Origin of the sequence: uncultured Erythrobacter sp. (assembly GCF_947492365.1) — a bacterium.
In the GTDB taxonomy this organism is placed as follows: Bacteria; Pseudomonadota; Alphaproteobacteria; order Sphingomonadales; family Sphingomonadaceae; genus Erythrobacter.
In genome coordinates this window covers 1201778-1215323 of sequence record NZ_CANLMB010000001.1, presented here as the reverse complement: position 1 = coordinate 1215323, position 13546 = coordinate 1201778, and the positions used below count along the sequence as shown (strand labels likewise).

General features: G+C 59.9%; 12 protein-coding genes. 6 read left to right on the top strand and 6 right to left on the bottom strand.

Annotated features, from left to right (window positions below):
* Positions 1–116 precede the first annotated feature (116 nt).
* Positions 117–923, top strand: a complete 807-nt coding sequence (locus Q0887_RS05890; protein ID WP_299193131.1) for a hypothetical protein — start codon at positions 117–119, stop codon at positions 921–923.
* A gap of 26 nt (positions 924–949) precedes the next feature.
* On the opposite strand, the gene rlmN is transcribed toward Q0887_RS05890, so the two are convergent.
* Together rlmN and Q0887_RS05880 are read right to left on the bottom strand one after the other, a co-directional pair.
* Positions 950–2200 (bottom strand): 23S rRNA (adenine(2503)-C(2))-methyltransferase RlmN, encoded by a 1251-nt coding sequence (gene rlmN / locus Q0887_RS05885; RefSeq protein WP_299193129.1) that lies wholly within the window; start codon positions 2198–2200, stop codon positions 950–952.
* Positions 2201–2255: 55 nt separating this feature from the next.
* Complete coding sequence (locus Q0887_RS05880) at positions 2256–2750, bottom strand: invasion associated locus B family protein (protein ID WP_363317641.1); 495 nt, start codon at positions 2748–2750, stop codon at positions 2256–2258.
* Positions 2751–2789: 39 nt separating this feature from the next.
* Between Q0887_RS05880 and Q0887_RS05875 the strand changes: the two genes are divergently transcribed.
* Entirely contained in the window at positions 2790–3338 is a 549-nt protein-coding gene (locus Q0887_RS05875) for an RNA 2'-phosphotransferase (protein WP_299193127.1), read from the top strand.
* On the opposite strand, the gene greB is transcribed toward Q0887_RS05875, so the two are convergent.
* Together greB and Q0887_RS05865 are read right to left on the bottom strand one after the other, a co-directional pair.
* Positions 3335–3817, bottom strand: coding sequence for a transcription elongation factor GreB (gene greB, locus Q0887_RS05870; RefSeq protein WP_299193126.1), 483 nt, complete (start codon positions 3815–3817; stop codon positions 3335–3337). The genes Q0887_RS05875 and greB overlap by 4 nt on opposite strands.
* 5 nt (positions 3818–3822) lie before the next feature.
* Positions 3823–5706 (bottom strand): lytic transglycosylase domain-containing protein, encoded by a 1884-nt coding sequence (locus tag Q0887_RS05865; RefSeq protein ID WP_299193124.1) that lies wholly within the window; start codon positions 5704–5706, stop codon positions 3823–3825.
* 178 nt (positions 5707–5884) lie between these two features.
* On the opposite strand from Q0887_RS05865, the gene dapA reads away from it, so the two are divergent.
* Positions 5885–6766 (top strand): 4-hydroxy-tetrahydrodipicolinate synthase, encoded by an 882-nt coding sequence (dapA, locus tag Q0887_RS05860; RefSeq protein WP_299193123.1) that lies wholly within the window; start codon positions 5885–5887, stop codon positions 6764–6766.
* Between the two features lie 6 nt (positions 6767–6772).
* Here dapA and Q0887_RS05855 read toward each other — a convergent pair whose 3' ends face one another.
* Together Q0887_RS05855 and Q0887_RS05850 are read right to left on the bottom strand one after the other, a co-directional pair.
* The gene (locus Q0887_RS05855) at positions 6773–8491 is read right to left on the bottom strand and encodes an amidohydrolase family protein (protein WP_299193121.1); all 1719 of its coding nucleotides are present in this window, start codon (positions 8489–8491) and stop codon (positions 6773–6775) included.
* A gap of 64 nt (positions 8492–8555) precedes the next feature.
* Positions 8556–9614 (bottom strand): succinylglutamate desuccinylase/aspartoacylase family protein, encoded by a 1059-nt coding sequence (locus tag Q0887_RS05850; protein WP_299193119.1) that lies wholly within the window; start codon positions 9612–9614, stop codon positions 8556–8558.
* Between the two features lie 125 nt (positions 9615–9739).
* Here Q0887_RS05850 and smpB point away from each other — a divergent pair, with 125 nt between their 5' ends.
* The 3 genes from smpB to Q0887_RS05835 all read left to right on the top strand — a co-directional run bounded on the left by smpB (position 9740) and on the right by Q0887_RS05835 (position 13521).
* A complete protein-coding gene (gene smpB, locus Q0887_RS05845; protein WP_299193118.1) occupies positions 9740–10222 on the top strand; it encodes an SsrA-binding protein SmpB in 483 nt (160 codons plus the stop codon).
* A gap of 215 nt (positions 10223–10437) precedes the next feature.
* Positions 10438–10986 (top strand): DUF2062 domain-containing protein, encoded by a 549-nt coding sequence (locus Q0887_RS05840; protein WP_299193116.1) that lies wholly within the window; start codon positions 10438–10440, stop codon positions 10984–10986.
* 39 nt (positions 10987–11025) lie between these two features.
* Entirely contained in the window at positions 11026–13521 is a 2496-nt protein-coding gene (locus tag Q0887_RS05835; protein WP_299193114.1) for a response regulator, read from the top strand.
* Positions 13522–13546: the final 25 nt, after the last annotated feature.

The window sequence follows — 13546 nt, the reverse complement described above, 5'->3', positions numbered from 1 at the left end:
TTTTTCAATTGAGCGCTGTCCCAACGTCGAACACCAATCAGTTCCAGCTTTGAATAAAATTTCACCAACACAATAGTCGATGGAGGAAAAATAAAACCTCGAAAAGGCTATTGGTGATGGGAAAAGGATTTGTAGGAAGCGGAAAGTCTCCGAAAAACAAATTCATTCAGCCTGTTAAAAGCGTGATTGGTAAGAAGAATCACAAGCAAGCGAATAAGTTGAAGCTTGCGAAGAATCATCTTTCGACTTCGCTTTTGCTCAGATTGGCTGACACACCGACAGGTCGGCGGCGTTATGCTTTGGGGCAGCATGGAGGCAAAAAAAGCGAGCAAAAACGATTGAAAGGTGAGCATGGAATCAGCGTGACGGGAGACACACATGAATCCGAACACACGGTCGGCTTTGAACCGTTAAATCAAACCTCTGGCGACAAACGGGGAGCGACCCCTCGCGCAACCTCTCTGGAAAAGAATGCACCTGCCTATCAGGAGGTCAAGCATTTGCACCGGAATCATATTGGAACGGGGTCCTCAAACGAGGCCGATGGCTCAGGAATGAATTCGTCGGGTTACCGCACAGCTCAACGCAACGCGATTGAAGCTAGCGACGTCAGTTCGGCAGTTCAACTCAACCAACTTGCTTATGCATTCGATCCCAATTTCAAAACCACGATGCAATCCGAAGAAGGCCAAGCTGCGTCGAATTCATACGGACAGATGGTGGCGAGCATGAATGATCTAACTTACGCCAAATTTGACCAAAACGTTACGGTGCCGGTAGACGCTAAGCAGCGCGCCGAAATGGTATTGGCCAGGCACGCCGCTATATCGGGTCAATTCCCCAATCTGGAATTGGAAAACGAGGTGCGCAGGCATTTTGGAGTGCCAGAATATGATCCAGATGCGATGGATACGTCCGACTAGTTTGGCTTCGGAAGCAGTGCGGTAGCCTAGTTTTTTCGGGCAGCCTCGCGGTCGCGGGCTTCCCTATCTCTTTCCGCCCGGCTTTTCTTGATCGCGGCGGTTTTAAGCTGACCGCAAGCTGCATCAATGTCGCGTCCTCGCGGCGTGCGCACAGGGGCGCTAATCCCGCCTTCAAAGACGATATTGCTGAACGCTTTGATCCGCTCGGGGCTAGAGCATTCGTAATTCGCGCCCTCCCACGGATTGAAGGGGATCAGATTGACCTTGGCCGGCAAGTTGTAATGCTTGAGCAGGCGGACAAGCTCATGCGCATCTTCGTCGCTGTCATTCTTGTCCTTCAGCATCACATATTCAAACGTGATCCGGCGCGAATTGGAGGCTTTGGGATAGTCGGCGCAGGCCTGAAGCAGCTCTTCGATCCCGTATTTCTTGTTGAGCGGCACGATCTCGTCACGCACATCCTTGCGCACGGCATGCAGGCTGACTGCCAGATTGACGCCGATCTCCGCGCTGCATCGTTCCATCATCGGGATGACGCCGCTGGTCGATAGCGTAATCCGCCGCCTGGAAAGCGCCAGTCCTTCGCCGTCCATCACCAGGTTGAGCGCGTCGCGGACGTGGTCGAAATTGTAGAGCGGCTCGCCCATGCCCATCATCACGATATTGGTGAGCAGACGGCCATCCGAGCTGTAATGTCCGGCGTCCTCGGCATCGTCGAGACCGTCCATCACGCCCTTGGGCCACTCACCCAGTGCGTCGCGCGCGAGCATCACCTGCCCGACAATCTCACCCGGAGTGAGATTGCGCACCAGACGCATCGTGCCAGTGTGGCAGAAGGTGCAATTGAGCGTGCAGCCAACCTGCGAAGAAACGCATAAAGTCCCGCGATCCGCGTCCGGGATGAAGACCATCTCGAAATCGTGGCCGTCATCGGTCTGGAGCAGCCATTTGCGCGTGCCGTCAGTGCTGTGTTGGGCTTCGACCACATTGGGACGGCCAATCACGAAGCGCTCGGTCAACCACGGGCGCATCGTCTTGGAGATGTCGGTCATCGACGCAAAGTCGGTGACGCCGCGGTGGTAGAGCCAGTGGAACACCTGTTTCGAGCGCAATTTCGCCTGCCGTGCGTCCAGCCCCGCTTCCTCGAACAATTCGCGGATGCGCGGGCGGGGGAGGCCGATCAGGTCGATACGCCCGTCTTCGCGCGGCGTGATGTCACGCGCGACGGGGACCGGGTCAACCTGCCCGGGAATGGTCATGAGATTTGTGTCTGCCATGGGTGTTGGCGGCGCATATAGGCGCGGGCGCGGCGTTTGACCAGTCAGCGCCCGATCAGGAGCGACTCGCGCAGGCAACCACGGCTGCATCCATCGCCGTGGCTGCGCCGGTGAGGTCGTATCTGTCGGTGAAGCGCCTACCCGAACTGTCACGCGAAGACACGCTCATCCGGCTGGCAGAACGCATGGCTGCGACTACGCCAGCGTCCATCGCAGTGTCTGCCGCCCAGGCATTGCGGCCATTGGCTGCCAGCTCGAAGCGCCGGTCTCCGATTGTGAGGGTGACATCTGCATCCTCACCGATACTGCGCGAGAGCCGGATATGGACCTGCCCGCGCACATTCTGCGCCGGCCAGTTGGCGATGCTGGCAAAGGGGCCGGTGTCGGCACCGCGCTCAGGCTTTGCAATCGCATAGCAGCGCGCGGGGCTATCATCGCGAAAGGCGGCCCAGTTGGAATACACGCCAAGGCTGTCCTTGGCTGCGAGCGGTGCGGCGAGAGTTGCGGAGGCAGCACAGACAAGTGTGATAATACGGTACATATTGCGCATGAGATTGCCTGTCTTGTTGAATTTTGCAACTGCGCCGAAATGCCGAATGAATTGAAGAACCATTCAAAGTCGCTGTCTTACTGGCTACGCCATGAACCGCAAAAGGCCGGTATTAATCTCGACCAACAGGGGTGGGCGCCCACTGATGCGATATTAGAGGCCCTCGGCAAACGCGGCCTTGCCACTGATCTCGACTTACTGCGGCGGGTTGTCACGGAAAATGACAAGCAACGCTTCGAGTTCAATGACGATGAAACACAGATCCGTGCACGCCAAGGGCATTCGGTGGGAGTCGAAGGGGCCTGGAAAAAGGCCAACCCGCCTGCGAAACTCTATCATGGCACTGTCGAGAAGTTTTTGCCTGCCATTGAGCAAGAAGGACTGACCAAACAGAAGCGTCACCACGTGCATCTTTCGCCTGATATAGAGACAGCCTCAAAGGTTGGTCAGAGGCGCGGGAAGCCTGTCATTTTGGTGATCGATGCCGCTAAGATGGCTGAGACCGGGATTGAGTTTGCGTTATCTGCAAACGGCGTATGGTTGGTTGAACAGGTTCCCCCGCAATTCCTTAGGCGTTTGACACTTTAGTCATAACCAATCGCCATCACTTCCCATTCCTTTGTCCCCGCTGGCAAGCGCACGCTGCGCACATCGCCTAGGGACGCACCGCGCAGAGCTTTGGCGATGGGTGAGTTCCAGCCCACGCGGCCCGCGCCAGCATCCTGCTCGTCATCGCCGACGATGGTCACAGTCTGGCGCGCATCTTCCTCATCGGCAAGCTCGACCTTTGCGCCGAAGAACACGCGGGCCTTATCGGGCTGGTTCGCCGGATCGACCACGCGCAAGGCCTTCATCCGTTTGGAGAGGTAGGCAAGCTCGCGGTCGATCTCGCGCATACGCTTGCGGCCGTACAGATAATCGCCATTCTCGCTGCGATCGCCATTGCCTGCCGCCCAGCTGACGATCTCGACAATCTCAGGCCGTTCCTTGCCGAGCAAATGGTCATAGCGCGCCTTTAGGGCGGCCATGCCGTGCGGGGTAATCGGCGGTCCCGGTTTGGAAGCCATCTCGCTTAAGGAAGGAACTGATCGACCGTGCGCGGCAGGCCTGCCTCACCCGGATACATATGCGAATAGGTCACCGCATTGCCGATCACGCGCATGACGTAATAGCGGGTCTCGAAATTGGCGGGAATCTTCTCGATCCACTCAACCCAATCGATATCGCCGCGGCGCGGATCGCCATTGAGCGCGATCCACTGCCGCACGCGGCCCGGACCTGCATTGTAGGATGCAATCGCAAGCGGGTAGGCGCCGCCATAGAGGTCCATCCGGCGCGCGAAATGCGCATCGCCAAGGGTGATATTGTAGAGCGGGTCGCGGGTCAGATCGGCGCTAAGATACTGGATGCCCAGAATGCCGGCCTCTTCGCGCGCGGTGCTGCGCAGCAGCTGCATCATACCGATCGCGTTGGCGTGGCTGCGGCGGGTGCGGTCAAATTCGCTTTCCTGCCGCGCGATGGCGTGGACCATGGTCCAGTCATTGACGCGCGGGGTGGGTACAGTCGGGAAGCCGATGCGTTCGAACCCTTTGATCCCGTTCGCGCCCGCTTCCATCCCGACGACCACGGCCAGTTCGGGCAAGCTGGTCTGCGCGGCGAGCTGGCTCACCATGGTCAGTTCTTCCGCCGTCTGCGCGCTTGCGCCGATCGCTTGGAAGAAGCGCCGTTCGGTCCGCCAGTCCCGGCGGTTGCCCGCCATATCGCGGATGGCGCGGGTGAGGGCGCTTTGCTCAAATTCCGCGCGCGCCTCGGTGGAGATCTGAGGGTTGGGCAATTCGGCGAAGGTGGGCATCGGGCGGCCCAAAGCATCCAGCGCGAGTTGGCCGTAATAGTAATGCGGATACTCAGCGGCCATCTCAAAATAGCGGGTCGCATCCTCGTTCAGGCCCGCTTGACGCGCGGCACGGCCTGCCCAGAAAAAGCCCTTCGAGCGGGTCAGCGGCGTCCTTGCGGCCTTGCCATAACGCTCAAACAGAGGCGCGGCTGCACGGCCATCGCCCAGACGCCATAGAGCGTTGGTCCCGCCCTTCCACATCAGGTCGGTGTAGCGGTCACGCAGTGTGAAGGATCCTTGCGAAATATCTGTTCCAGCAGGGAAAAGATCAACAATCTTACTGGCGATCCGCACGGTGTTGGTCGCGCTTGCGGCCTCGGCAACGCCCAGCATGTCGCCCACCAATTCCTCGGCCGCAAAGGCTGGCGCGTCGAAAGTAGGGCGGTTGGCAAGCAAGCTGATCGCGGCATCGCTCTGGCGGCGTGCGCGGTAGTAATTGACGAGGTTGAAGACATAGCCTGCATCACGCTGAGCCGATGCCGGAACCGAAATCCCCTCTGCCTGCGGCGTCGAGCCGTTGATCAACGCAAGCCGCGCCAACGCCATTTCTCGCTCTGCAGGCGTCACATTGAGCATCTGACGTGTCGCGGCTTCGACCTCGCCCTGCCACAGCAGAGCGTCCATGCGCGCGCTGTGATCCTCGGCTGTAAAGCGAGAGCCGAACAGCCCAGCCATATAGGCCTCAGCCGGTCCGCTCATTTCTCCGCCCCGCCACGCAGCGCGCGCGACGTCGATAGCCTCTGAACGCTGCGCCGCTGCGAGCGAGAGAGCATAGCGCGCACGGCCGACATTGGTCAGCGGGGGGTGACGGTCGAAGAAATTCAGGACCTGCGCTTGCGTCGGTGCTTCTTCGTTCAGGCGGTTTTCGGCACGGATGCGGATAATCTCGGTTCGTGGAAATTCGGGATAGGCCAGTGCAAAGCCTGCATAATCGGCAAAGGAGTACTCGCCGTTTCCGTGCAAAGCCTCCCACCGGCTGATCGCTGCGCCAATCTGGCTGGGCTGCTGCGCCACCATATTGCCGCGCAAATCCTGCCCGCTCATTTGGGCCGAAGAAGGCACTGCGAGCGCCCCCAAAGCGGCGGCTATACAAGCAACAAACGAAACACAATTGGAAAGCAAATTTCTGGCCATGCTGGACATAGTGCCGATTGGCTCCTTATCAGGCGCTTAACAGATGTCTTGGCGAAGTGATTTACGCCCCGACGCTCATCTATTTGTCTGATATGGGAACAAAGCAATGTTCAGCGGTTCGATACCCGCTCTAGCGACTCCTTTTTGCGACGGATCGTTTGACGAGAGCGCTTTTCGCAAACTGGTCGATTGGCAGATCGAAAATGGCAGCTCCGCGCTGGTGCCTTGCGGGACCACAGGGGAGGCCTCAACGCTGTCCAATGCGGAACATCACCGCGTGATCGAAGTGTGCATCGAGCAGGCTGCGGGCCGCGTTCCGGTGATTGCGGGATGCGGCAGCAATGATACGCGCAATGCTGCCCTGCACATGACCTTTGCCAAGAAGGCTGGCGCCGCCGCCGGCCTGTGCGTCGCCCCCTATTACAACCGTCCTAGTCAGGCAGGCCTGATCGCGCATTTCAGCTATCTTGCAGAGAATTGCGAGCTTCCCATCGTGCTCTACAACGTGCCGAGCCGCACGGTGACCGATATCGAGGATGAGACGGTGGTCGAGCTGGTACGCAAATATCCCGAACGGATTATCGCGATCAAAGACGCAAGCGGCGATTTGAGCCGTGTGGCCGATCACCGCATGGGGATAGGCCGCGAGTTTTGCCAGCTATCAGGCAATGACGAGCTGTGGCTACCGCATTCGGCAGCAGGGGGCAGGGGAGCGATCTCGGTCACGGCCAATGTCGCGCCTGCGCTGTGTTCCGAATTCCACGCAGCGATTGCCGCGAATGAGCTTAAGAAAGCGCGCGAGCTCAACGACCGGCTCTTTCCGCTGCATTACGCGATGTTCTCGGACGCGAGCCCTGCGCCGGTCAAATATGCGCTCAGCCGCGTGCATGACTGGTTCTCGCCCAGCGTTCGGCTGCCGATTGTCGAGGCCAGCGAAGCCTCGCGCAAGGCGGTGGACGAAGCGCTGGAGCATGCGGGGTTGGTCTAGCGCTTCTTAGCCCAGCACGCGCCCTTCAAAGGCCGTTGCGGCAATCGGCAGTTCCTTCATTGCAGCGGTTTCGATCTCGAACGGGTCGCTGTCGAGCGCGATGAAGTCGGCCTTCTTGCCCGCTGCAAGTGAACCCACTTCGCTGTCCATCCCGATGACACGCGCGGCTTCGATAGTTATCGCCCGCAAAGCCTTGGCTCTGCTCAACCGTTCGTCAGCTGCGCGTTCGACGCCGTCAAGACCTTCGCGGGTTTGCGCGATCCAGGCGAGATAGAACGGGTCAATCGGGGCCATGTTGAAATCGCTGTGCAGGCCCAGCGGAACTCCGCCGCGTTCGAGCGAGCCGAGCCGATTCATAAGAGCCGCACGGTCAGGGCCAAAGCCACGCCGCCCATAGGCTTCGCCCAGTACGCGGATATAGTTGGGCTGAGCAGAAACCATCAGACCCATCTCCGCGATCCGGCGGGTCTGCGCCTCGGTGCAATAGCCGAGATGTTCGAGGACAATGTCCTGACCACGGCGCGGGGTAAGCGCTGCGAGACCGTTCAGCGTCTCTTCGGTTCCTTCATCGCCATTGGTGTGGATATGGAGTGCAAATCCGGCCTCCCAATAGCGCTTCATCTGGGCGTGCAGCTGGTCGGGCTCGGTTAGCCATTTGCCAAGGTGTCCATCGGTGTAGCCCGGCGCGCCCATGCGCATGTTCTGCGCGAAGAATGCGCCATCGGCGAACAGTTTGACCCGCCGCTTGAGCGTCACCTGATCGTTGGTGAAACGCGCACGGCGATCGCGCAGCCACGCATCGAGGTCTTCGTGATGATCGGCTTCGGCGCCGATGGGCATCAGATTGACACGCGCGCTTGGCTGACCGGCGGAAAATGCCTGCGCGATCAGGCCTGCTTCGGTGTCGAACCGCGCGAAAATGCCGGTGGCGAGGTCGCAAGTGGTGGTCACACCGCGCGCCGCCATCATCTGGCGCAGACCGGCCATGCCTGCCCCAAGAGTTTCTGGCGCGAGCAGCACAGGCTGAAGCTTTGCGATCGCAACGCCGAGACCGGTTTCGGAGAAAACTCCGCGCTCGAAACTCGAATGCGCGGCATCGGCTCCGACCGCTTCTATAGCAGCGTTGAATGCGTCCTCGCGGTCAAGTTCCATCCAGCGCATCGCGGCCGAATTTGCATAGATATCGTGAAAACTGCGCTGCCAGACGAAGAGCGGGCGATCAGGCTCAATCTCGTCCATCACGATCCGGTCAAGCGGGCCGTGGAACAGCTCGTGATGACCCCAAATGACCAGTGGCTCACCCGGCGTTTCAGCGACAATCTGTTTGAGCCTTGAGCGATAGGCATCCTGTCCGCTCACGCCCGGCCATCTGCCGGAGGGAAGCACCCAGTCGTCTGGCGCGAGGAATGGCACGCCCAGCATGATTGCAGCCTGCATCGGGTGGATATGCGGATCGATAAGCCCGGGGAACAGCACCTTGCCCGCAAAGTCGCGGTTTACTGTGACTTCGCGTCCATCGGTCCACGGGACAAGCGCCTCAAGGCTTTGCGCTAGGCCCAGCACCATCCCGTCGCGCACCGCCATGAAGCGGGCATGGGGATAGCCCGCCTCCATGGTGACGATCTTGCCAGCTTCGAACACTGTGACCGGCGTGTCGCTCGCCAATTGCGCAGCCACCGGTGTAGCTGCTGCGCTGATAAGAAAGCCCCGACGATCCAGTTTCATGCTCGTTCCCCTGATTTTCGAGCATTAGTGCAGGCTGCGCAGCCAAGGGGCAAGGCCATCGGGCTTAAAGCACTTCGTCTTCATCAAGCAGCGCCTCGGCAAATCCTGCGGGCTCGCCGGAATAAATCGCGTCCGACATACTCTCGATCCGTGCACCGATGCGTTCGGGATTGTCGATCTTGGCGATATGGAACAGCGCGTCACCCTGATGCACGACGGGTAGGGTGGCATGGCCAATGATGATGCCGTCGACTGGGCTCAGGAGCTCTTGCGGCTCTTCTCCGAAAAGGCCTGCGACAACAGCCAGAAGGTCGCCCTCCCGAACCGCGTCACCAGACTTACGGGCTCTGTGTGTTACTCCGCCACGCGGCGATCGAACCCATTGCGATCTATTGGCCCGCGCCGAAGCGCTTGCCGCAGCGAAGGCATCGTCTGTTTCAATCATGCCAAGATGGGCGAGGACGCGCTGTACGCCCGCGACACCTGTTTCGATAGAGAAACGGTCGAAACGCAGCGCCTCGCCGGTTTCCATCAGGAGCATTTCTACGCCTTGTTCATGCGCCAGTGACCGAAGTGAGCCATCGCGAAGAGGGCTTTCGATCACAACCGGCGCGGCAAAGGTCATAGCCAGTTCGACTAGCCTCTTGTTACCCGCCGCGATGCGGATTTGCGGAAGATTGTAACGGTGAACTGCGGCAGAGTGGATATCGATCCCGAGCGAGGCGCGGCTGACGACTTCATTGAAGAATACATGCGCAACCTGTCCCGCGAGCGAGCCATTGGCATTGCCGGGAAAGCTGCGATTGAGGTCGCGCCTGTCAGGCAGATAGCGCGTGTGGTTGAGAAATCCGAAGATATTGGTCACCGGAACCAGCATCAATGTGCCCGACAGCATGTCAGGCGAGATCAGGTTGGCGATCCGCTGGATAATCGCTGTCCCGACAATCTCGTCGCCATGGATCGCGCCGCTGACGAAAATCGTCGGCCCGGGCTTTGCGCCGTGCAGCACGCGCACCGCCAATTGCGAGCTGTAGCCGGTGGCCATTGTTGTGATCGGCAGCCCGATATCGGCCTGTTCTCCGCGCGCAATGTATGTGCCGCCAATCTCGAAATCGTCTGACATTGTCTGGTCGCCCCTTCTTGGGGGTGACTTGAGGTGCAAAGGACTGAAAAGGCAAGCGGGATGTTGGCAGCGCCTGCATCGCCCCCTTTCACTTTGCCGCGCACACGCCTATCTGCCGCTCCATCATGGCACGTCCCAAACCCGAAACCTTCGACAAGCAAAAGACCGTGGCGGAAAACCGCCGCGCGCGTTTCGACTATCATATCGATGATAAGTTTGAGGCGGGGCTTGCGCTGCAGGGGACCGAAGTGAAAGCCTTGCGCGCAGGTGAAGCGACAATAGCCGAGAGCTATGCCGAGATCCGCGATGGCGAGGTCTGGCTGATTAACGCGAACATTCCCGAATACAGCCATGGCAACCGACTCAACCACGAACCGCGCCGGCCGCGAAAGCTGCTGCTCAACTTGCGCGAGATCAACAAGCTGTTCGGAGCAGTCGAGCGCAAGGGCATGACGCTGGTCCCGCTGTCGGTTTACTTCAACAAGACGGGCCGCGCGAAGGTCGAGCTGGCGCTGGCCAAGGGTAAGCAAGCGCATGACAAGCGCGCGAGCGTGAAAGACCGCGACTGGAAACGCGACAAAGCCCGTCTGATGCGCGATCGCGGTTGAACTGCTTGGAGAGCCCCTGCGCGAATTTTCGCAGAGGGCTGTAGATTCACCCACTGGTCAGGCAGCAATTGTTACCCATATGCCGATTATGGCAGCCACACATACATTCACCGACGCGCGCTTGTGTTTGCAAGTCTGTCGGCGCATGGGCGCAAACTAAGATGGCAAGCCAACGTTCCCCAAAGGCCGGTGTGTCAAAGACCTGGGCCGCGGATATGCTCCGCAAATATATGCCGCGCCGTGAAGAGATGGCGCGGAACAAATATCTGCGCCCGATTGCGCACAGGTTCCTCTCGCCCGAATTGTGGCGTTTTACCCGGCGCTCTGTCCCGCGTGGGGTCGCTTTGGGGCTGTTCAGTGCCTTTATCATACCCGTCGGTCAGATTTTTCTCGCAGCGTTTCTTGCCTTCCCCTCGCGCGCCAATGTGCCGCTTGCAGCGGCCGTCACATTCGTAACCAACCCTTTTACCATCGCTTTTTGGGCAGTGGTTGCCAATCAGGTCGGGCGCTTCATTCTGCGCATCGACGCCGCGACAGCCGGGGTGGCGACCGAGCAGTTGGAAAGCGGCGCTTGGCAATGGGTGATCGACGCGTTCGAGGTTGCAGGCGTTACCGTGGTTGGTTTCTTTGTCCTCGCGGTCATCACATCCGCGGTCGGCTATCTGGTCTCCAGCGCGATTTGGCGCGTCATGGTTGCACGCAGGCGGGCAAAACGGCTGAAACGGATGGAAGAGCGTCTCGACGAAAGGTTGAGCGCGAACTAGGCAAGAGGCTGGAGCATTTGGGCTCCGTCTCTTCAGGTTATGGCAGGCGTGAGCAACGAGATCGCACAGATCGGTGACAGCAAATCTGGCAAGTTGATGCTTGTCGGCGTTGGCGGCGCGCTCGCATTGAGCGCGCTCGTGCTGTTTCTTGCCACGTCGAGCTGGGTGCTTGCCGGTGTCTATGCCGCCGGGATCAGCGTCCTGCTGCTGGGCGTAGTGGCGGCCGAGCGCTTGGCCGCCGAACCCGCTGCCGCCGAACTTGCCGCGCCGGACTGGTCGGTAACGGTCGCAGCCATAGAACATCACGGCGAGGCCGTGGCCATCACCGACCGTGCCAACCGGCTGGTCTGTGCCAATGGGAATTTTGTCGACGCATTCGGAACCGAAAGCGCTCCCCCATCGATGCCTTTCGAGCGTCCGCAATTGGAGGCGATGAGCCGCCTCGCGCGCGAGGCTTGGCGTGATGGCATGGGTGCGCTCGGCTCGCTTGATATGAGCGAAAACGACTGGGCGATTGCGGTCACGAGGGCGGGGAGGGGTGATGACCACCTCATCTGGCGTTTCACTCGCAATATCACGCAGGTGCGCGACGTGTTTGCCGATCTCGACCTATCGGGGCCATTCGGGGCGATGCTTTCACGCGCGGGGATCGAAGCTGCGATCACACGCAGCGATGGTGCTATCCGCAGCGTTAGCGCGGGCTTTGCTGAACGGGCATCGGGCGATGAGGCGGCGACGCTGGCGGGTCAGGACTTTGTTTCTTTCCTGCGCGCCGATGACCGTGACCGTATCTTCTTCGCGCGCGAAGGACGAGCGGGCACGCCGCAGACATTGATCGATGTGCCACTCAGCGAACCGCAGCAAGCGGGGCTTCCGCCGGGGGCTGATGATGGCAGTTCGCTGATGCTGCTGATCGATAGCGGCGTGGGCATCGGCAGCGGCTGGGACGGGTCTTCTCAAGCAGGCGTTGCCCAGCTTGAGGCTTTGCTCGCGCAATTGCCGCTGGGCCTCGCGATGACCGATCGCGACGGACGTTTCCTGTTCGGCAATGACGCATTCCTGCGCTCGGTGGATCGCGAAGGCAGAGGGTTACCCGCATTCCCTACTGATCTTGTTACGCGCGAAGACAAGGCAGCCCTTTCCGATGCTGTTCGGCGCCATGGGCGCGGGCCAGCAACCAGCGGTGATATGGCAGTGCGCCTGACTTCGGAGCCTGAAGAGCCGGTTTCGATGGGTCTGGCCGGTGTCCGCGGGCTGGGCGAGGCTGCAGTGCTGCTCAGCCTTGCCGATTCGTCCGAAGAGAACCAGCTGAAACGGCAAGTCGCGCAAGCCACCAAGATGCAGGCTGTCGGGCAGCTCGCAGGCGGCGTTGCGCATGATTTCAACAATGTGCTGACCGCGATTATCGGCACCTGCGATCTGATGCTGCTTCGCCATACGCCGGGCGATAGCGACTATGACGATATCCAGCAGATCCGCGCCAATTCGAACCGCGCGGCCTCGCTCACGCGCCAGCTGCTCGCGTTCTCGCGCCAGCAGACGTTGCGTCCCGAAATCCTCCAGCTGCCTGACGTTGTGAGTGAAGTCGGCCCGCTGATTAAACGCCTGCTGGGCGAGAGAATTGACTATTACGTCCAGCATGACCGCAACCTCGGCGCGGTGCGCGCCGATCCGCAGCAACTTGAGCAGGTCATCATGAACCTGGCCGTCAACGCGCGCGATGCGATCAATGACAAGGGTCCGCATGGCGGGAAGGCGGGGCAGGCGGCTCAGGGGCGGATATCGCTGCTCACCCGCAGTCTCGATTCAAGCGAAGTGGTGAAGCTCGGTTCCGAAGTCCTGCCATCTGCCGATTACACCGTTTTGATCGTCCAAGATAATGGCGGCGGAATTCCGACCGAAGTGCTGCCCAAACTGTTCGAACCGTTCTTCACGACCAAGGAGCAAGGCAAGGGCACCGGCCTTGGCCTTTCGACCGCTTACGGTATCGTCAAGCAATCGGGCGGTTTCATCTTTGCCGACAATGTCACCGATTCCGGCGGTCGTACAACTGGTGCGCGCTTCACGATCTATTTCCCCGTCCATCACGGCGAAGCGCCGCGCAAACGCGAAAAGGCCGTAACCGAAGAATCCTCCGAATGGTCGGTTGGCGGGCGGCTATTGCTAGTCGAAGACGAGGACATGGTGCGCGTCGTTGCCGAGCGGGCTCTGGCGCGCGCAGGCTATGAAGTCACAGCATGTCCCGGCGGTGAAGAGGGACTGGCCGCAATCTCGTCTGGCGCAGAATTCGATCTGGTTGTCAGCGATGTGGTGATGCCGGGAATGGACGGTCCCGCAATGGTCCGCGCGATCCGCCAGCTGCGCCCGCATATTCCGGTGCTTTTCATGTCCGGCTATGCCGAGGAGAATTTGCGCAGCGAAATCGACATCCCCGACATGCACTTCATTGCCAAACCATTCAGCGTTGCGGCCATCAGCGACAAGGTTGGTGCTGTCATGCGCGAGGCCAAGGCGAGTTCCTCCGCCGCAAATTGACTCACCCGGCAGAGGCTAGCGCTTC